The 19,894-nt window shown below is 33.1% G+C and carries 18 protein-coding genes and 1 tRNA gene; 6 read left to right on the top strand and 13 right to left on the bottom strand.

Translation table 11 applies throughout. The features are described from left to right. Positions 1-2: 2 nt before the first annotated feature. Positions 3-458 carry a T9SS type A sorting domain-containing protein gene (locus APR43_RS13915; RefSeq protein WP_053470553.1) on the bottom strand — a complete coding sequence of 152 codons (456 nt, stop codon included), beginning with the start codon at positions 456-458 and terminating at the stop codon, positions 3-5. 442 nt (positions 459-900) lie between these two features. On the opposite strand from APR43_RS13915, the gene APR43_RS13910 reads away from it, so the two are divergent. Beyond that, a complete protein-coding gene (locus APR43_RS13910; protein WP_082356372.1) occupies positions 901-1,311 on the top strand; it encodes an Imm51 family immunity protein in 411 nt (136 codons plus the stop codon). Between the two features lie 153 nt (positions 1,312-1,464). Beyond that, entirely contained in the window at positions 1,465-2,055 is a 591-nt protein-coding gene (locus APR43_RS13905) for an RDD family protein (RefSeq protein WP_053470551.1), read from the top strand. A gap of 165 nt (positions 2,056-2,220) precedes the next feature. Here the strand turns inward: APR43_RS13905 and APR43_RS13900 are convergent. Then, positions 2,221-2,293, bottom strand: a tRNA-Met gene (locus APR43_RS13900). A gap of 116 nt (positions 2,294-2,409) precedes the next feature. Between APR43_RS13900 and era the strand changes: the two genes are divergently transcribed. The 3 genes from era (at position 2,410) to der (ending at position 5,611) form a co-directional block, all read left to right on the top strand. Further along, complete coding sequence (gene era / locus APR43_RS13895) at positions 2,410-3,291, top strand: GTPase Era (RefSeq protein WP_053470550.1); 882 nt, start codon at positions 2,410-2,412, stop codon at positions 3,289-3,291. A 135-nt stretch (positions 3,292-3,426) separates the two neighbouring features. Further along, positions 3,427-4,023 carry a CHAP domain-containing protein gene (locus APR43_RS13890; protein ID WP_053470549.1) on the top strand — a complete coding sequence of 199 codons (597 nt, stop codon included), beginning with the start codon at positions 3,427-3,429 and terminating at the stop codon, positions 4,021-4,023. A 280-nt stretch (positions 4,024-4,303) separates the two neighbouring features. Continuing rightward, on the top strand, positions 4,304-5,611 hold the full coding sequence (gene der, locus APR43_RS13885; protein ID WP_053470548.1) for a ribosome biogenesis GTPase Der: 1,308 nt from the start codon (positions 4,304-4,306) through the stop codon (positions 5,609-5,611). A gap of 77 nt (positions 5,612-5,688) precedes the next feature. Here der and APR43_RS13880 read toward each other — a convergent pair whose 3' ends face one another. Continuing rightward, on the bottom strand, positions 5,689-7,560 hold the full coding sequence (locus tag APR43_RS13880) for a hypothetical protein (RefSeq protein ID WP_053470547.1): 1,872 nt from the start codon (positions 7,558-7,560) through the stop codon (positions 5,689-5,691). A 341-nt stretch (positions 7,561-7,901) separates the two neighbouring features. Here APR43_RS13880 and APR43_RS13875 point away from each other — a divergent pair, with 341 nt between their 5' ends. Further along, complete coding sequence (locus APR43_RS13875; RefSeq protein ID WP_053470546.1) at positions 7,902-10,664, top strand: outer membrane beta-barrel protein; 2,763 nt, start codon at positions 7,902-7,904, stop codon at positions 10,662-10,664. Between the two features lie 233 nt (positions 10,665-10,897). Here APR43_RS13875 and APR43_RS13870 read toward each other — a convergent pair whose 3' ends face one another. The 10 genes from APR43_RS13870 to APR43_RS13825 form a co-directional block, all read right to left on the bottom strand. Beyond that, complete coding sequence (locus tag APR43_RS13870; protein WP_053470545.1) at positions 10,898-11,683, bottom strand: hypothetical protein; 786 nt, start codon at positions 11,681-11,683, stop codon at positions 10,898-10,900. A gap of 60 nt (positions 11,684-11,743) precedes the next feature. Further along, complete coding sequence (locus tag APR43_RS13865) at positions 11,744-12,088, bottom strand: zinc-ribbon domain-containing protein (protein WP_053470544.1); 345 nt, start codon at positions 12,086-12,088, stop codon at positions 11,744-11,746. 210 nt (positions 12,089-12,298) lie between these two features. Continuing rightward, positions 12,299-12,841 (bottom strand): hypothetical protein, encoded by a 543-nt coding sequence (locus APR43_RS13860; RefSeq protein ID WP_053470543.1) that lies wholly within the window; start codon positions 12,839-12,841, stop codon positions 12,299-12,301. Between the two features lie 222 nt (positions 12,842-13,063). After that, positions 13,064-15,610, bottom strand: a complete 2,547-nt coding sequence (locus tag APR43_RS13855) for a TonB-dependent receptor (RefSeq protein ID WP_053470542.1) — start codon at positions 15,608-15,610, stop codon at positions 13,064-13,066. 253 nt (positions 15,611-15,863) lie between these two features. Continuing rightward, positions 15,864-16,277, bottom strand: a complete 414-nt coding sequence (locus APR43_RS13850; RefSeq protein WP_053470541.1) for an RrF2 family transcriptional regulator — start codon at positions 16,275-16,277, stop codon at positions 15,864-15,866. Between the two features lie 81 nt (positions 16,278-16,358). Next, entirely contained in the window at positions 16,359-17,174 is an 816-nt protein-coding gene (locus tag APR43_RS13845; protein ID WP_053470540.1) for a TPM domain-containing protein, read from the bottom strand. Between the two features lie 3 nt (positions 17,175-17,177). Continuing rightward, on the bottom strand, positions 17,178-17,615 hold the full coding sequence (locus tag APR43_RS13840) for a TPM domain-containing protein (RefSeq protein ID WP_053470539.1): 438 nt from the start codon (positions 17,613-17,615) through the stop codon (positions 17,178-17,180). Between the two features lie 60 nt (positions 17,616-17,675). After that, entirely contained in the window at positions 17,676-18,266 is a 591-nt protein-coding gene (locus tag APR43_RS13835; RefSeq protein WP_053470538.1) for a LemA family protein, read from the bottom strand. A 34-nt stretch (positions 18,267-18,300) separates the two neighbouring features. After that, positions 18,301-18,633: a MerR family transcriptional regulator gene (locus APR43_RS13830; protein WP_053470537.1), complete on the bottom strand. Its 333-nt coding sequence runs from the start codon at positions 18,631-18,633 to the stop codon at positions 18,301-18,303. Between the two features lie 46 nt (positions 18,634-18,679). Further along, the gene (locus tag APR43_RS13825) at positions 18,680-19,657 is read right to left on the bottom strand and encodes a peptidoglycan DD-metalloendopeptidase family protein (protein WP_053470536.1); all 978 of its coding nucleotides are present in this window, start codon (positions 19,655-19,657) and stop codon (positions 18,680-18,682) included. Positions 19,658-19,894: the final 237 nt, after the last annotated feature.

Below are 19,894 nucleotides of genomic sequence, written 5' to 3'. Positions count from 1 at the left end.
TACTATTGCTTGATAATTTTAATTGTTTTTTGGTCTCCTTGGGAATAGTTTAATTGTACTAAATAGACCCCATTACTGCAATCCTGAAAAGGGATATTGATACTGCTTTCATTGTCATTTCCGGTATAGGTTTTCAATACCTGCCCTGTAATATTATAAACCTGAATGGATGAAATAGTGTTTTGATCTATTACTTCCCATTTCAAATAAAGTTCCTCCCTAACAGGATTTGGATAATAGGAGATGGCATCATCAGGGGAAAATTTCTGAAGATCTTCCTCTGTTAATAATTCGATCTCTTTAATCTCTTGTGAGGATTTTGCAGTTCCTGTGCAGCCAAAACATAATGTACGTTTTATCTGGTTACCAGTTAAAGGATCATAAGTAAACACAAGTTTATCTTGCGCCTTTGCAAAAAGAAGCGTTAAAAACAAAAGCAGTGTTAAGGTTTTTTTCATAAATGCCTAATGGTTTTTAAATTATATTATTATAATATTTAAAAAACTGGCAAATATGATTTTATTATAAATATGATTTTTACTGGTAAACCGTAAACTGGCTACACAGTATAAAAACAGGTATAAATACGTGGTAATTCAGGGGAATTTCCTTTAAGAAAATTCTTTATTTACTATTTAAGTTTTCTGACATGAATTTTGAGCATGAGAGGGCAGAGCATTAATAGCGAAAAATAGATATAAATATTAATAAGTCAGTTGTGATGTTTTTAATGATACTTTTAAAATTGCGGAAAATCCGTAGACCCTGCGTGTTTTTTTTTGTAGTATTGCAAACTTTATATTAAAAGAGAGGGTAATTTACGTTGTATGATATATTGAATTAACAGTTTTACAAGAAAACGAAATGCATATAAAAGCAAAATTTAATAGAAATTAATTGATGCCTAATTACATAAAAAAAATAATAAGTGAGAATTCCATAAGTATCGTGGTATGTTTTTATATCGAACAAAATAACGTTGTAGAAATGGGGAAAAAAATTAAGAAAACTGTAAGTAATCCTTTCGGAAAATTTATAATTAGATTTTTTCCAAAAATAGGTTTAATGAATGGTTATGATTGGGAAAGCTTTTTAAATTATTATCTCAAAAAGAATTATCCCGATGTTTTGATGAATATGAACACAGATCCTGAAGCAGGAATGTATGTTGCTTTTTACGACTTTGGCATTGATAACGAAAAAAAGGCAGACAAATTGGTTGATATAATAATTGATTTTATCGAAAATGAACGTGATTCATTACAGAAAATAAAAGAAGATGGAAAACTAATTCAGTGGAATCATAACTGAATAAATACTATAAAATATAGCTCTTTTATGGATTTGGACAAGGGATTTATATGGAGTTAGTTTTGAATATTGGTTGATTTATAAATAAGAATGGGCTTAATTTATTAGAGCGTGAATATTTTACAAAGTATTAAAAATAAAAAAACTTAGCCAATGGAAAATAATTTTACAAAAGTAATGTCTAATAAAACAGATGAAGAATTAATTAAAATTGTAACTGTTGATATTGGAAAATATCAAGAATTAGCAATTGAAACTGCAAGAAATGAAATTGATTCGAGAAATATTGATTGGAGTCGATTTGAAGATACAATTAGAAAAGCTGAGGTGGAGAAATATACACATGAAAAATTAGAAAATCATACTGTAAGTTCACAAATTAGATTTCTAAATTTCGCAATTGATTTTACTTTGATTTTTGTGATTTACTTTATCATAATTCCAAATATTGAGACCTTCTTATTTCTTACTAATCAATTTGAAAGAGCCATATATAGAATTACCTCCTTTGTATTTTTTATTTTTTTCTACTACGCCTTTTTAGAACATAAATACCAGAAAACTTTTGGAAAGATTGTAACTAAAACTAAAGTAGTAAATTTAAAAGGAGAAAAAGCGGAACTTAGTGATATAATAAGAAGAACATTTTGCCGATTAATTCCATTCGATAGATTGTCCTACTTTTTTACTAGGAACGGCTTTCACGATGCAATATCAAAAACTAAAGTAATTAAAGATATCTAAAAAATCTTATTAATAATGCATATTTTCAAATATATTTATTAATCTGCAAGTTTATTTATTGTATCTACCCTGATGGCGGGAGCGTCCCGCTCGTGAACGCAACGAGATGTTAACAAAGAGAGTTAAAACAAAAAAGCTCCAGATTTCTCTGAAGCTTTTCTTTAGTAGCGGGAACAGGACTCGAACCTGTGACCTTCGGGTTATGAGCCCGACGAGCTGCCTACTGCTCTATCCCGCGATGTTTCGGGTGCAAAGATACGTTGATTTTTGAGAATTCCAACGAAAATTTTAAAAAATGTTTTATTTTCTGTATTAACTTGATATGACTACCTTTGCAAAATAAATAATACGCAAATGTCACATAAAGCAGGTTTTGTAAACATAATCGGGAATCCAAATGTTGGAAAATCGACACTAATGAATGCCTTTGTTGGAGAAAGATTATCCATCATAACATCAAAAGCACAAACAACACGTCATAGAATTCTAGGAATTGTAAATGGCGAAGATTTTCAAATGGTACTTTCAGATACTCCCGGAATTATAAAACCGGCTTATGAAATGCAGGAGTCGATGATGAACTTCGTAAAGTCGGCTTTTGAAGATGCTGATGTTTTAATTTACATGGTCGAAATAGGGGAGCAGAACTTAAAAGATGAAGATTTCTTCAATAAAATCTTTTATGCTAAAATCCCGGTTTTGTTATTATTGAACAAAATCGACAATTCAAATCAGGAACAATTAGAAGAACAGGTTGGTTTTTGGAAAGAGAAACTGCCAAACGCTGAAATTTTCCCAATCTCGGCTTTACAGAACTTTAATGTTCCGGAAGTTTTTGGCCGAATTATCGAATTGCTTCCAGAATCACCACCTTATTATCCAAAAGATCAATTAACAGACAAACCGGAACGTTTCTTCGTAAACGAAACCATTCGTGAAAAAATCTTATTGAATTACAGTAAAGAGATTCCGTATGCCGTAGAAATTGTAACAGAAGAATTTCATGAAGATGAAAAGATTATCAGAATCCGTTCTGTAATTATGGTCGAACGCGATACACAAAAAGGAATCATTATCGGACATAAAGGTGCAGCACTAAAGAAAGTTGGAACCGAGGCCCGTGCAGATTTAGAAAAATTCTTCGGAAAACAAATTCACATCGAACTTTACGTAAAAGTGAACAAAGACTGGAGAAGTAATGCCAATATGCTGAAACGATTTGGTTATAATCAGTAATCTAGTTTGGGCGTGTCCCTCCGGGTCGGGCTATCCGTTGCAATCTTTTGTTCCATTTCATTTCACAAAAGGATTTCCACTTCTATCCCTCACGCTAACAAAATTAATAAGAACTTTGATTTTATAAGAAAATAAATGAAAGTTAAAAAGACCGTTCTCATCATTATTTCAGTCTTAGCTTTAGGTTATGCAGGATTAAAAGCTATCAAGAAAATAAACCTAAATTCAGATTATAAAATAGGACAATCTCTGGATAGTTTGAATGGGGTGAAAGTCTATTATAATGGCGGTGTAGATCATGTTTCCGGAAGAAATGTTACAAAAGATAATTACAATTTAGGACTTAAATATCAATGTGTTGAATTTGTAAAACGATATTATTACGAATATTACAATCATAAAATGCCCGATGCTTATGGTCATGCAAAAGATTTTTATGATTCGAAAGTTAAAGATGGTGATCTGAATTCAAAGAGAAATTTAATTCAATATACAAATCCAAGTAAAAAGAAACCTGAAGTTGGAGATTTGGTAATTTTTTTAGGATCATTATTAAATAGATTTGGGCATGTTGCCATAATTTCTAGCGTTTTTGAAAATGAAGTTGAAATTATTCAACAAAATCCCGGGCCTTTTAGTGATTCGAGAGAAACAATTACTTTAGAATTTCAAAAAGGAAACTACAAAATAGAAAATGAAAGGCTGTTAGGCTGGTTAAGAAAAGAAAAATAATTTGTAATAAACTTTTCCTGAAACCCTAAAGCCCTAGCCCTGATAGAAGTGGAAATCCTTTTGTGACGCTTCTTTAGCGGAACAAAAGATTGAAACGGATAGCAGGAAATAGCTCCCAAAAAGAATATAAAAACTTAGGTACTTAGAAACTTAGCGACTTAGTCACTTTTTTAACTACCTTTGCAAAAAATTAAAATAAAGCATTTTGGATTACAGATGGTTAGGTTTTTAGGAAGCTGAAAATCTAAAATCTAAAATCCAAAATCTAAAATTCAAAAAAATGAATAACATTGTTGCGATAGTAGGAAGACCTAATGTAGGGAAATCAACCCTTTTTAATAGGCTGATACAAAGAAGAGAAGCTATTGTAGATTCAGTATCTGGGGTTACCCGTGATAGAAACTATGGTAAAAGCGAGTGGAACGGAAAAGAGTTTTCTGTGATTGATACGGGTGGATACGTTCGCGGATCTGATGACGTATTTGAAGGTGAAATCCGTAAACAAGTAGAACTTGCTATCGACGAAGCCGATGTTATTATTTTTGTTGTTGATGTAGAAGAAGGTATTACACCAATGGATGAAACAGTTGCAAAGTTGCTTCGTAAAGTAACAAAACCAGTTTTATTGGCTGTAAACAAAGTAGATAACGCAATGCGTGAAAAAGATGCGATTGAGTTTTATAATCTTGGTTTAGGAGATTATTTTACTTTCGCAAGTATTTCAGGAAGCGGAACAGGAGATTTATTAGATGCTTTAATTGATGCTTTTCCAGAAAAAGAACCTGTTGAGGTTACAGAAGAATTACCCCGTTTTGCAGTTGTAGGACGTCCTAATGCTGGAAAATCTAGTTTTATCAATGCCTTAATTGGTCAGGATCGTTATATTGTAACTGATATTGCAGGAACAACACGTGATGCAATTGATACAAAATTTGACCGTTTTGGTTTCGAATTTAACTTGGTTGATACTGCGGGAATTCGTCGTAAAGCAAAAGTTAAGGAAGATTTAGAGTTTTACTCTGTAATGCGTTCTGTAAGAGCAATTGAGCATGCTGACGTTTGTATATTAGTAATCGACGCAACTCGTGGTTTTGAAGGACAGGATCAAAGTATTTTTTGGCTGGCAGAGAAAAACCGTAAAGGTGTTGTAATCTTAGTAAACAAATGGGATTTAGTTGAAAAAGATACCATGTCAAGCCGCGATTACGAAGAGAAAATTCGTAAAGAATTAATGCCTTTTACTGATGTGCCAATTTTATTCGTTTCGGCTTTAACAAAACAACGTTTATTGAAAGCTTTAGAAGCTACAGTTCAGGTTTTTGAAAGCAGAAAACAAAGAATTGCAACTTCAAAATTCAACGAATATATGTTGAAAGTAATTGAAGCTTATCCGCCGCCGGCGACAAAAGGAAAATATGTAAAGATTAAATATTGCATGCAATTGCCAACGCAAACACCTCAATTTGTGTTTTTTGCCAATATGCCGCAATACGTTAAGGAACCATACAAAAGATATCTGGAAAATAAAATTCGTGATAACTGGGATTTTTCAGGAGTTCCAATCGATATTTATATCAGAGAGAAATAGATTTTCAAAAATCTTTGCCATAATAAAAAAGCAGTATTTCAATTCGAAATACTGCTTTTTTGATTTACAAAATGATTTTAAACATCATAAAAGAATAATTGTTCCAATGGTGTTCCGCCATCAGAATCGCCATAATCACCATTATGTTTTCTGGTTGACGAAAACAGTTTTAATGTATACGTACAACGCGTCATGTCTGCAGGAGGATTGTTCAGCTGCGAACTATTGTTGGTTCTTTCATCAACTGCCGGAAGTGTATTGATTACTCCATCCAGAATGTCTCTTTCAACCGTATGACTATTGTTGTTTAAATGCAGACTGCAGCCTGCTAAATACGGATGATAAACAGTATATCGCCCATGAATTGTTCCGCTTATTGGGCTGCAAAGACTGCTTTCGTCTAATTCCTTAATAGATAATTTTCTACATATAGGATTATTATTCATCACGACAGAATTCAATGTTTTTCCGTTTCCGCCAATAACACCAAAATTATTAGAAGGCTTGTCGATCACTTCTCTGATTTCAAATCTGATAGCAAATTTTTCTAACGGAATTTTACTTCCCGCAGGAATATTTTGTCCGGCATTAATGCTGTTTGCCGGAATACTCGGAGCTGTTGTAAGTGCTGTAGTATTTAGCGAAATCAGCGTATCTTCTTCAATAATATTATAAAGAGCTAAATCAGCAGGAGTTAATCCCACGGCAATTAAAGTTCTTTCAATAGCATGATTGACATCAAACCAGCCTTCGGCATCAAAATCACTTTGGTCGCTCCAAACAAAAATATCGTTAAGAATAAAAGAGAAAACTTTACGGGTTAGTTTAGAAACTATGCTTGAAGTAAATAATCCAGGAGTTACTCCAACAATTTTGGTAAAATTAGATTCTGGTAAACTAACCGTATTATTTGGTGCCGTTGTATCGCTCACTCTAAAACGATATTCGATTGGGTTTCCTGAACCTGATCTCAGTGCAGCTTGTCCCGTTAATCGTATAACAGAGTATAAAACGTTTTTACCAGATCCGGCAAAACCATCAGCATCAAAATCATAAGAGCTTGAACCGTAAGACGAACTAAAAGCAGCTCCAATTCCTGTCCACGCACTTGGGAAATTAGGATCATTTGGATCTACGACATTCACATCAGAACATAAATTGACACATAAGCAAAAACCAACATTTTTGCGTGCATCAGCTTTGGTTTCGTCAACTAATTTTGTACCGCCTAATTCCGCTTTAAAATAAACATCTGGCCCGCTCTGGAAGGAAAGAAAACTAGGATCTGTTTCTATGTTAATCCAAGGCGATAAAAATGTCTTTTTAAAATCGGCCGAAGTATAATCAATTCTAAAATGCCCGTTTGAATCTGTTGTTGCTGTTCCTAAATTATCATCGGTAAAAAAATCAGCATCCATTGCCGTAACTTTTGCATTAGCAATTGGTTTATTAGTCTGACAGTTCATTAAATGTCCGCAGATAACCCACGCATCAAAAAAATGTCCGCGAATATAGCACCACCATTTATAAGCAATTGCATATTCCCATCTGTGTTTTTCATCTTTGGCCTGTTTTTCAAGCTCTAAACGCATTGAGAAAGTTGTAATATGCAGCTGTACTATTTCATCTCTTTTTGGTTTTGGATGTTTTGGCGGCACAGTCCCGCACACAAAATCAATATCGAAGCTTGCATCAAGATGGTTTTCACTAACTTCAATTTGAAAATTACCTTCTGCATCTGTTTTTGCTTTATACACAAGTAATTCTGCTCTTTGTTTTGCTTCTTCTTTTGAAACAAAACGAAATGTTTCTTTTACATTTGAGGCCGCATTTGCAGTAGAATTAGCATTTCTGTATGGGTGATAAATTAAAATTTCTACTTCAGATACGGCTTCAAGACAATCTTCACATACATATCCTCTTAAGGAGCCTTTAAAAATATTTCTCATGGTAATTGGTTTTAAGTTGCCTACTCTTATCAGTTTTCGACTTTTCTGTCATACTCTGTTTTAGGATTTTCTGAATTCTCCTTTATTGTTGTCGCAAAGTTTTTGTATTTTGATGAAATAGAAGTAAGGCTTAATACTGTTTTTAAAAGGGCAGTTTTACCCTTTTTTGAAGGGTTTAAAATATTGAAAATCAATAATTTATTTATTTGTATAAAGCTTTTGATATATTTTTTGTTACCTTAATAGAAGCTAAAATGGCATACTATTTGAATAAATGTAAAAACTACAATTAAACCTTTTTGCTTTTATGTAGTCTAATCATCTAACTAACCAAATTTTTTATGACTAAGATTTATTCATTTCTTTCGTTTTTCTTCCTTTTTGTCTTTACAGCCCATTCGCAGAATGATATTACTATTAGAGGGGCAATTTTAGATGTTAATACCCAATTGCCGCTTGAAATGGCAACTGTTTATTTCACCACAATTAAAGATTCTACTGTTATTGAATATGCCACCACAGATAAAAACGGTGCTTTTAGAATGGATATCAAAAAATATGATAAACCTGTATTTTTGAAGGTAAGTTATATGGGATATCAAACCTATTTTGAAGAATATAAAGGACTTACAGAAAGCAAAGATTTCGGTAAAATATACATGCTTGAAAATGTAAACGCCTTAAATGATGTTGTTATTAAAACAGAAGCAGCGCCCATAACAATCAAAAAAGATACTTTAGAATTTAATGCGGCGTCTTATAAAGTCCGTCCGGATTCTAATGTCGAAACTTTACTAAAGCAATTGCCCGGATTTGATGTCGATAATGATGGAAAAATTACCGTTAATGGGCGAGAGGTCAATCAGGTTTTAGTAAACGGAAAGACCTTTTTTGATAAAGACGGAGCCATTGCGATTAAAAATTTACCTGCAGATATTATAAAAAAGATTCAGGTTTCTGATTTTAAAACCAAGAAAGAAGAACTGGCAAAACAAGAATCTACTTCAGATTTTTCGAGTATTAATATTACTATTGATGAAAAGAAAAACAAAGGATATTTCGGGAAAATAATGGGCGGTTACGGCACAGATGATCGTTATGAAGCCAATGTAAACCTGAATTATTTTAATAATAAACAAAAAATAAGCTTGCTGGCTTCTTCCAATAATATCAACGCAACCGGATTTTCTATGGATGATGTTTTTGATAATATGTCGGGCGGGAGAAACAGCAGCGGAAGAGGTGGAAGTACAAGTTCTGGCGGAAGCGGGAAGGGAATTACACAGTCAAATTTAGTGGGACTTAATTATTCTGATGACTGGACGAAAAATCTGCTGGCAATGGGAAGCTATAACTTTTCGAATACCATTAATAATAACGACAGCAAATCAAACCAGCTTAGTTTTTTGCCAACCGGAAATATTATTACAGAAGCCGAGTCTAAAACAAGAAACGAAAGTACCGGGAATAATGTCAATTTTGAATTAGAATATAAAATTAATCCAAGTATGCGTATTGTGGTGGCGCCTAAGCTGAATCAATCGCGCACAAACAGCAATTCGACTTCATCAAGTTCTTCTGAAGATGAAAACGGAAATGCATTAAACGAAAGCAATTCTAAATCATATTCTGAAAGTGATAATTTTAATTTTGGCAACACAATCAACTTTAATAAAACTTTTGAAAAGAAATCCCGAAATCTAAGTTTTGTATTTACTAATAATAATACAAGTACGGATTCTAATGGTTTGAATCTTTCTGAAACAATTTTCTATCAGGACAATCAGCCAAATGATGAAAGAAATCAGACTACAAAAAAGAAAAACAGCAGTGATGCTTATTCTGCAGATATCGAGTATACAGAACCCATAACCGATTCTTTAAGAGTAAGATTTGGATCTGATTTTGATTGGAATACTAGCGTAAATGATGAAAAGACTTTTAATTTCAATCCTGATACACAAGAATATAGTGACTTGAATTTGTCTTTAAGTAATTATACAAGTTCTGTACAAAATTCAGTTACGCCAAAAGTTGGAATTACGCTGCAAAAAAACAAGTTTACATTAAATCTTGACAGCCGAACTTCAATCGTAAATTTTGATAATCATTCGTTGTATTTAAATAATGCGACAGATTTAAATAAAAAATATGCATTGCCATTTGCGACAGCCATTTTTAGATACAAGTTTACGCGATCTAAAAATTTATCCCTTAAATATGATTATTCAAACGCTCTGCCGTCTGCAACGCAGTTAATGCCTGTTGTAAACCTTAACAATCCGCTAAATACAATTGTGGGAAATCCTAATTTGCATCCGGTTGAAAAAAGCAGTGTAAACTTCAATTTCAAAAATTACGATTTCCGTTCGCGTTCCGGTTATAGTTTATATTTAAAAGGAGATTATTATGATAATGATATAGTGTCGACTTCTATTTATGACGAAAGCGGAAAAAGAAATACAACGTATGTAAATATTTCGGGCGTTTACAATGCCTCTATTGGAGCAAACTGGAATCAGTCGGTAAAAAGCGGAGCACATACTTTACGATACGGTTTAGGATTAAACGCAGGTTATTCTTTTGACAAAGGATTTACAAATGCTGTTTTATACAATGCAAAATCAACTTCGATTACTCCAAAAGTTTATATGTCATACGATTATGGAGAAATATTGACTATTGCGCCATCTTATAATTTATCATACAATCAGTCGAAATATGAAAATTATTCAAGAGATGCGACGTCAAATGTGGTTCACCGAATCAATTTGCAAACGACAACGTACTGGCCGGAAAATTTAATCTTCGGAAATGATTTTGGATATACTTATAATTCGAATATTTCTGGCGATTTCAAAAAAGATTTTTATCTATGGAACACCAGTTTATCTTACGGATTCTTTGATAAAAAACTGTATGCAAAAGTAAAAGTGTATGATGTTTTAAATCAAAATTTAAGTGCTACACGAACCATTTCTGCAACCGCAATTCGCGATGAAGAAAATACTGTTTTAAGACGTTACGTTATGTTTTCCCTGGCTTATAAAATCGGAAACTTTACAGGATCTGAAAAAGGAGGGAAGAGAAGGCAGAGAGAGTAGGTTTTTTGAGGTTCAGAGGTTCAGAGGCTCAAAGGGGCAAAGGTTCGAAAGAACATAGAATAGAAAAAATCCTAAATCAAATTTATTTCATTTAGGATTTTTTCTATTTATTAAATAATTCTTTTTATTTATGTTTTGATTTTTTACATCTGTTGCTATTTGCTATTTCTGTTTTTGAATTTACATTTAGAATAATTTACATTTTAATTTATGAAATTCTCTTCATTGCAGGATTATGAAGCAGTTATTTGCAGACCTTTTCTCAGAAGTTCTAAAAAAACATCAGGACTTGTCATTTGAGAATATAAAACAATAAACATTTCATCTCCGTTTTTACTAAATACTGCGATATTGCCGTCTTGGGTAAGAGTAACGGTTTTCATATCAGAAAATAAAAAGTCTTTGTTGTTGATAATAACTTTTGTTTTAGATAAAACTGTATTTTTGTTGTACTTGCTTAATCTTGAAAGAGGTGCATGAACCATTTGATTCATTATTGGGTTATTATCCGTTGATGTTTTAAAAACAATATTGTTTCCGTTGTCTAGCTGCTCAGCCAAAATTGGTGTGCGTTGTTCGTGATAAAGATTCTTAAAATGATTTATTAATTCCATATAATTTTTAACATCCGAATTAATTATATACCATTCTTCACCATCATTTTTTTGAAATGCAAGATTTAATAATGACATTTTGCCACTATAAAAACTTACTTCATTTGTAATATCTCTAATAGAAATCTGTTTTCTTTTTTTAGTTTTTCGATTTATAATTGTAATATCATTTTCTGAAAGTTCAAAGTTTACTTTTGGTAACATTTTGCGTGATAATACGAAAAAGAAAATACCGCCAATTAGAAAAAGAAAAATGCTTTTTTTTGATTTGTTTGCTAATTCTGATATCTCAGCAGAATGGTTAAACAAGAAGAAAAAACAAGTTGCACCAATTGTTAGGCATAATATTGCAACAGCCATTAATAAATTACTATTTAATGCACTTGAATTATATGTTTTTTTCATAATATTTTATTGTAATACTTAATTCTTGCCAGATCTGGCATTTGAAGTTAAGAAGAGAGGTTAATTTGCTAAATGGCTGTTATATAATTTATGCAGATAAACAGCAGCTATAAGTAGTATTGTAATTATTAAACCAGTAAAGAACCATATTTTTGGAGCTGGAAGTTTTGTCTCGTATTCTTTTGTATAAGAAGACGGCATAGTATGGTCATCAGTACTATATCCACAGCTGGTGCATACGGTTACTCCTGAGCGGGAAAAAGGTATAATAGGGATAAACCAAATGTGATAATATTTTTGGTAATACTGAATTTGAGTAGTATGTGTTTTTTTGCAGTCTGCACAAGATATATTGTTTGATTGCTCCTTTTTTGTTTTTACAGTTCGTGTTCCGTAAACAATCATGATATATTATTTTTTAAAATAGTTATTGCCTAAATCGAAATTTATTTTTTTAATAAACAGATGATTTCAGGATGTTATAAAAGATAAAAACCGAGTGTAAATTTCTTCTTTAGGAGCTTTTCATAGGGCTTTTAAAAGTTCAAAAAATATTAAAAAAGGATATTTATGAATGTTTGTAATTGTCTGTTAATTTTAGAATTACAATAAAATCTAAATTGTAGAACAATATTTGGAGTCGAAAACGATGACTTTACTATTTAAGTTTAAAAAAGATTCCAGCTGCGGTATGATTTCCATTTCTAAAAAACGGACTTCGGGATTGGATTTATTTTCGTTTTTGATGCGGGCTGTTAATTTGATCTTTTTAATTTTAGTACTGTCCTTAGAAGTAAGAACATAATGATAACTCATTGCTCCGGACTTTGTAACAATATCTATTACATTGTTAAGTGAAATCACTTTCTTTTTACCCCGCAGCGTAATTTTGTACAAAGCGTTTTCGGTTTTATCAAAAATAAATGTCTTTTTATTTTTAATCATGAATTTGTAAATGCCATTAAAAATTAAAACAGCACTTATAAAAATAGAGATAATAAATCCGATTTTGAAATCACTTAAGTGTGATAAAATAAATCCGGAAGCCAAAACTAAAATTCCCGATATGCATTTTAAAATGATATTTGATTTTACATACCAATAAGGACTATATGACATTTGACTCGCTGAAACTGTGAAATTATAGTAATTCTGCATTTAGTATTCTCTTTATATTGCTGATTATCTTTTAGCTAGAAGAAAAATCATTGCTATGAAATACTAAATTCATTGTTTGAGACTAAAAAGGAAGCCTTTGTAAGTTTTTAAAATAACAGTTTAAGGTAATTTATGCTTTGAAGAAACATTTTGCAAAAAAAAAACGAGATACGTTTTACCGTATCCCGTTAATTAGTTTTTAGTTTTAATTTTTATTTATTCTCATAAGTTGTATTTCAATGTGATTCCGTAAGTTCTTTGATCACCTAATACACCAGCATATTGTCCTGCGTTACCTCCTGCAGGCAATAACTGCTCATAATAATCTTTGTTTAAAAGGTTACGTCCCCAAAAGTGAACAGATAAACCTTGAGATGCACGGAAACCTAAACGAGCATTAAAAATGGCATATCCCGGAACAACTAAATATTTTGAAGCCGAAGGGCTTGAAGAAAATTCAGAACGAGCGTAAGAATCAATAGCAAGGAAAACTTTTCCTGCGTTTCCAAAGAATCTTGCACTATCAGAAAGTTCACCGCCTAAAGATCCTGCCCATCTTGAAGCACCCGGAAGATTAGTTCCTGAAACATCTTTGAAAGATACCGGAGCTCCGGTTTCTTCTAACGGAAGCGGCGCATTAGTAAATTTTTCATAAATAGCATCTGTATAAGTTGCGGCACCATTTATCGTTAAATGAGAACTTACTACAAAACTTGCATCTAATTCAACACCTTGTACACGTACTTTATCTGCATTAGCAAGATAACCACGGTTTACACCCAGTTCAGCAGCCTGAACGTTAGTTTGAAAATCTTTAATGTCTGTTTTAAAGGCAGCAATATTGAAGATTGAATTTTTGAAAGGAGAAGTTTTTACCCCAACTTCATAGTGATATACTTTTTCAGGTCTAATAACCGCAAGATCTAATAAAGGAGCACCTTTAGAATCTGTTGGAAGTCCCGCAACGTTTACACCAACCGGTTTGTAGCTTTTTGCAAAAGTTCCGTAAGCATTGATTCTGTCATTTGCTTTAAAAGTAACTGTTATGTTTCCAGAAAAGTCAGTATTATCAGTACTTGAATCAAATGCCTGATCAGAATAAACTAATTTTTTCAAAGCTAACAATGCCGGATCAGTAGTTTGTAAACCTCCGTATGTTGTACGAGCGTAGTGCGCGTCTTTTTTATCAAAGTTATATCTTAAACCTGGTAAAACGTGTAACCAATCTGTAATTGCCCAGTCAATTTGTCCAAATACTGCAGCACTCGAAGCTCTGATTCTTGCATCAGTTTTAATTCCGTATCCTTCAAAAAGACCCGGAGTTTTCCATAATGCACTTGTTGTACTTTGAGAGAATCTCCATTGTGCATTTCCAGATTCTTCTGTTCCATCAGTTTGAGATGTTTGATCGATAAAGAATACTCCGGCAACACCGCTAATTTTTGATGTTAACTGCCCTGCGTAACGAACCTCTTGTGTAATTTGAGTTTGTCTTGTTGGGTTTTGAGATTTAGCCAATACTTGTAATCCTGTAAAATCCCTGTCATTTGATGGATCCCAGTTCCAAAAACGCCATGCAGTTGTAGAAGTAAGAGTTCCGCCTCCAATTTTTGTATCAACATTTAAAGATAAACCTCCCATATCCTGATTAGAACGCCAAGGTGTATCCTGATCAATTCTGCGATCAAAAGCATTTTGGCTTGGAAGCTGATAATTTAAATCTTTAATAATGGCATCAAACTGACGGTAAGCAGCTCTTTGAGTTGGAGCAACACCAGCAACAACCTGTGCATATCCATCAGGACGCTGCGTTGTAATATCAGCAGCAAATATAACGTTAGTATTTACAGTTGGAGTCCAAAGTAACTGACCTCTAATACCTTGATTGTTTAATGTATTGGTAGATCTTCCGGTTGCAACATTATCAACTAAACCATCACGAGATGTACCTGAAAAAGATAATCTACCTGCAACTTTGCTTCCTAAAGCACCAGTAACAGAAGCTTTAGCCTGAAGGAAAGAATAATTTCCGTAGCTCACTTCAAAGTCAGCGCCTGATGTAAAACTTGGTTTGCGAGTTGTAATATTGAATGCTCCGGAAGTTGTATTTTTTCCGAATAAAGAACCTTGTGGCCCACGTAAAACCTCAATTTGTTCTACGTCGATAAAGTCAAGAGTTGTCGCAGCCGGACGAGCATAATAAACACCGTCAACATAAAATCCAACTCCCGGATCGATACCGTCATTTGTTAATCCGAATGGAGAACCTAAACTTCTAATGTTGATTCCAGTATTTCTTGGATTTGAAGAATAAAGCTGTACTGAAGGAACTAATTCTTTAATACGGTTTACGTTAAAAGCTCCGGTTTGTTCTGCCTGTTTTCCTGTAATAACAGAAATGGCAATTGGCACATCCTGAACTTTTTCAATTCTTCTTCTTGAAGAAACCACAACTTCAATAAGTTCGTTTTCCTCTTTAAGCAAAACCTGAATTGGATTTACAGGGATTGAAGTAACTTCAATTTCAGATGTTGTATAACCTACATACTGAATTAAAAGTGTTAATGGCAATCTTCCTTTTGAATCGATTGTAAATTTACCGCTGTTATCTGTAACGGCACTTGTTGTAGTTCCTTTAATTACCACGTTTACGGCTTCTAAAGGGATATTTTCGCTTGTTGTAACAACACCTTCAATGTTTTGTGCAAATGAAATAGAGAAGGTTAAAAAGAATAAAATTGTAAGTATATTTTTAGTAGAATTTTTCATGTTTTATAGTAAGTATATATGATTAGTAGAATTTAAAATAAAATTTTTTTAAATCAACAGCACATACATATAATAGATGAATTTCTATTTACAGGAGCAGAAAGTCCTGTTTGTTTATTTTGCAAAAATTTTGATACACCCGATGGACTAAAATGTACTTTCATGTTAAAAATTTTGTAAATGGTTAGTTAATTATTTTGTGCAAATATAAATATTAATTCTATCGATTTACTAGGAATTAGAAAATATTTTTTTATTTATTTACCAATGAAGCTATTGTGATACCTTCCATAGCCTTTAAAGTTTTGTCTCTAATAAGCATTAAACCGTGACGCAGACTGCATTCAGACTCGGTTTTACAATCAGAGCAAGGCTCGTAAAAATTTAAAGAAGCGCATGGCAAAAGTGCAATTGCACCGTCAAATAATCGGTGAATTTCTGCCAAAGTGATGTCATTTTTTGATTTTATCAGGTAATATCCGCCAAATTTTCCCTGCTTACTGCTCACAAAACGTCCTCGTTTTAAGTCTAAAAGAATCTGTTCTAAAAACTTTTTAGGAATGTTAGCGCCATCAGCTATTTCTATAGTTCTAGAAATGTGATTTTCGTCTTGTTCTGCTAAATAAAGTAAGGCCTTAAGGGCGTATTTTGCTTTATGTGATAACATCTATATAATTAATTGTAAAATGTAAATGTATGAATTTAAACTTGAAACTGAAAACTGCGACTGCAAACTGTTTTTCTTTTTCTACCAGCTTCCGCCAGAACCTCCTCCGGAGAATCCGCCTCCGCCAAATCCACCGCCGAAACCGCCGCCTCCGCCAGATGAACCACCGCCAAAACCTCCAAATCCACCGCCGCTGCTTCTGCCAAGACTGCTTAAAAGGATTACATCCATCAGGCTTGGACCGCCGCCACTGCTGCCAGAATTTCCACCTCCTCTTTTGCCGCGGGAAAGTAAAATTAAAACAATTACAACAATTACGATAAATGGAAGTATAGGAAAGTCTTTTCCTTTAGACTGCTTGCGTTCGCCTTTGTATTTGCCTTTAAAAACATCAAAAAGCGCATCGGCACCTTTATCAAGTCCACGATAATAACTTCCGGCTTTAAATTCGGGAATAATAATGTTTCTGGTAATTTCTCCTCCAATTCCTGCGGTTAAACGATCTTCTAATCCATAACCAGGCGAAATCCAGATTCTTTTTTCGGCTTTAGCCAATAAAATTAAAACACCGTTGTCTTCTTTTGCTTGTCCAATTCCCCATTCCTGAGCCCATTTTGGAGTAAGAATTCCAATATCTTCTCCTTTTAAGCTTTCAATAGTAATCACTACAATTTGAGTGGAAGTGGAATCAGAATAACGAACTAGTTTTTCTTCTAACTGCGTTTTTTCAGCAGCACTTAAAACATTTGCATAGTCGTAAACAGAAGTTTGAAAATCCGGTTTTTTTGGAATATCAAATTGAGCAAAAATGCTATTGCTGATAAAAAGCGTGATTAACAAAAGAGTAAACTGAAAAATTCTGTTGGAATTTAAAATTTTATTATTGGAATTTTTCATTATTTATCCTTTTGAGATTTCGTTAGATAATTCGTTTGTATCGTCTGCTAATGAAGGAAAATGCTTTTTTAGCTGCTCACCGGCATTCAAAATACCGTCAACAATTCCCTGTTTAAAGTTACCAGATTTAAAATGATTGGTCATAATGTCTTTGGTACAATCCCAAAAATCATCAGCAACCAAATCATCGATTCCTTTGTCTCCGCAAATCACGAAGTTTTTATCCTCAACTGCAAAATAGAGTAATACACCATTTTTTAGTCTGGTTTCATGCATTCGTAATTCATGAAAAACTTCTAAAGCTCTGTCATAATGAGCTTTAGAAGTGGTTTTTTCTATATGAACCCTAATTTCGCCAGAAGTATTATTTTCGGCCATGCGAATAGCTTCAACAATTTCCTGCTCTTCTGCTTTGGTTAAAAAATCTTCTACTTTTGACATGTGAAATATTTTAGAGTTTAGATTTGTGATTTTAGATTATTTTCTAAAAATATTAAATTCTTAGAATTTTACTTCAACTGGTTTGTCTGCTCCGGTAGAAGCTTCGAAGTATGGTTTTTCTTTAAGACCATACATTCCAGCTAAAATATTTCTAGGGAAAGTATTAATATTATTGTTATAAGGCTTAACCGCTTCGTTAAAACGAGTTCTAGCTGTTAAGATTTGGTTTTCTGTACTGGTCAATTCATCTTGTAGTTTCATAAAGCTTGCATCAGCTTTAAGATTTGGATATTGTTCAACACTTACCAATAATTTTGATAAAGATGATGAAACTCCTGATTGTGCAGAGTTGAATGCGGCTAATTGTTCAGGTGTTACATTTGATGGATCAATTGTAATTCCTGTCGCTTTAGCACGAGCTTCGATAACTGCTGTCAATGTAGTTTGTTCATGTTTAGCATATCCCTTCACGGTATTAACTAAATTAGGAATTAGATCGTTTCTTCTCTGATATGCAGTATTAACATTTCCCCAACTTTCTTTTACGTTTTGGTCAAGCGTTACTGCAGTATTATAAATACCAGTTGCCCAGCTGTATAATCCAATGACGATTACTATTACAACTCCAAGAATTATTAATCCTTTTTTCATATTTGTTTTGATTTAAGTTTATTTCTATTTTTAATTACAATTCGTTTTTGATGTCGTTCAATTGTGTTTTAATGGTCTCTAATTTACGTATTATTTCGAATTTATCTAATGTTTTCTTCTGACCTTCTTTTAAATGTGTTTTGGCACCTTCAAGGGTAAAACCTCTTTCTTTAACTAAATGATAAATCAACTGCAGATTGGTTACATCCTCTGGAGTAAACATTCTGTTGCCTTTGGCGTTCTTTTTTGGTTTCAGAATATCAAATTCGCTGTCCCAAAATCGTATCAAGGATGCATTGACATTAAAAGCTTTGGCAACTTCGCCAATGCTGTAATATCTTTTATCTTTTGAAAGCTCAATATGCATGTTTTTTTGTTTCTAATTTATTTCAAAAATAATACTTTTTGCAGTATTAATCTAATGACTGATTTTCCTGGTTTGCCATTTTGGAAATTGCCACGTATTCTGCCGCCGAAATATTACCGTAATAGAAGTTCAGCGGGTTGACAACATTACCATCTTTATGTACTTCATAATGACAATGCGGCCCTTCAGATCTTCCTGTGCTTCCTACATAACCAATTACGTCACCGCGTTTGACATGTTGTCCGGGTCTGCAGTTATATTTGCTTAAATGCGCGTACAAACTCTCATATCCAAAACCATGCCTGATCACAACATGGTTCCCAAAGCCAGAAGCTGTGTTGTCAGCTCTTGCCACAACGCCGTCGCCGGTGGCATAAACAGGCGCTCCTGTGTTGGCAGTAAAATCCATTCCGTTATGCATTTTTCGCACTTTCGTGAAAGGATCGATCCTGTATCCAAAACCAGATGCAACACGTTTTAAATTTTCATTTCGCACGGGCTGAATCGCCGGAATCGCTAACAATAAACTTTCTTTTGCACCGGCTAATTTCAATATTTCATCTAATGATTTCGACTGAATCGCCAATTCTTTTGAAAGTTTATCGACTCTTTTTGTCGTATTCAAAACCAGCTGCGAATTGTTATAACCTTCTAATGTTTTATATCTTTCAGGGTTTCTAAAACCTGCATTTCTAATAGAATCCGGAATTTCGGCTTTATTAAAATATACTCTGTAAATATTATTGTCACGTTCCTCTAAAGCCTCTGCGGCAGCGTCAATTTCGTCCAGTTTTTTATTCAAAATGGAATATTGCAGCTTTAAATTTTCAATTTCACGTGCCTGCAAACGATCTTTTGGCGTTTCAAAATACGGAGTGTTAATTAAAAGTACAAAAACTAAAAATCCAAACAATGCCGAAGCCACTAAAAACAGTAAAGCATAACCGATTTTGATTCTTTTTCTGGTTTTTATTTTTGTATAAGCCAGATTTTCTGAGTCGTAATAATATTTTACTTTCGCCATATTTTAAAATACGCTATTTTTGCAGCTTGTAAAATCAATTAGTCGAACAATAGTGCTAAATGTTTCAATTGTTGACAGCTTTTTTACAAGAACAAAATAATTTGATAATTTGGGGGAATTACATAATTATATAATGCGCAAAATAGGCAATTTATTGTTGAAAAGCATAAGTTTTAATTTTCGATTTTAAAATTAACGCATTATTAATTTGAGATTATTTCTAATTGTCACATTATC

Source organism: Flavobacterium sp. NLM (assembly GCF_002210235.1).
GTDB classification, from domain to species: domain Bacteria; phylum Bacteroidota; class Bacteroidia; order Flavobacteriales; family Flavobacteriaceae; genus Flavobacterium; species Flavobacterium panici.
The sequence above is the reverse complement of the archived record's forward strand: the minus strand, read 5'-3'. Positions and strand labels throughout refer to the sequence as shown.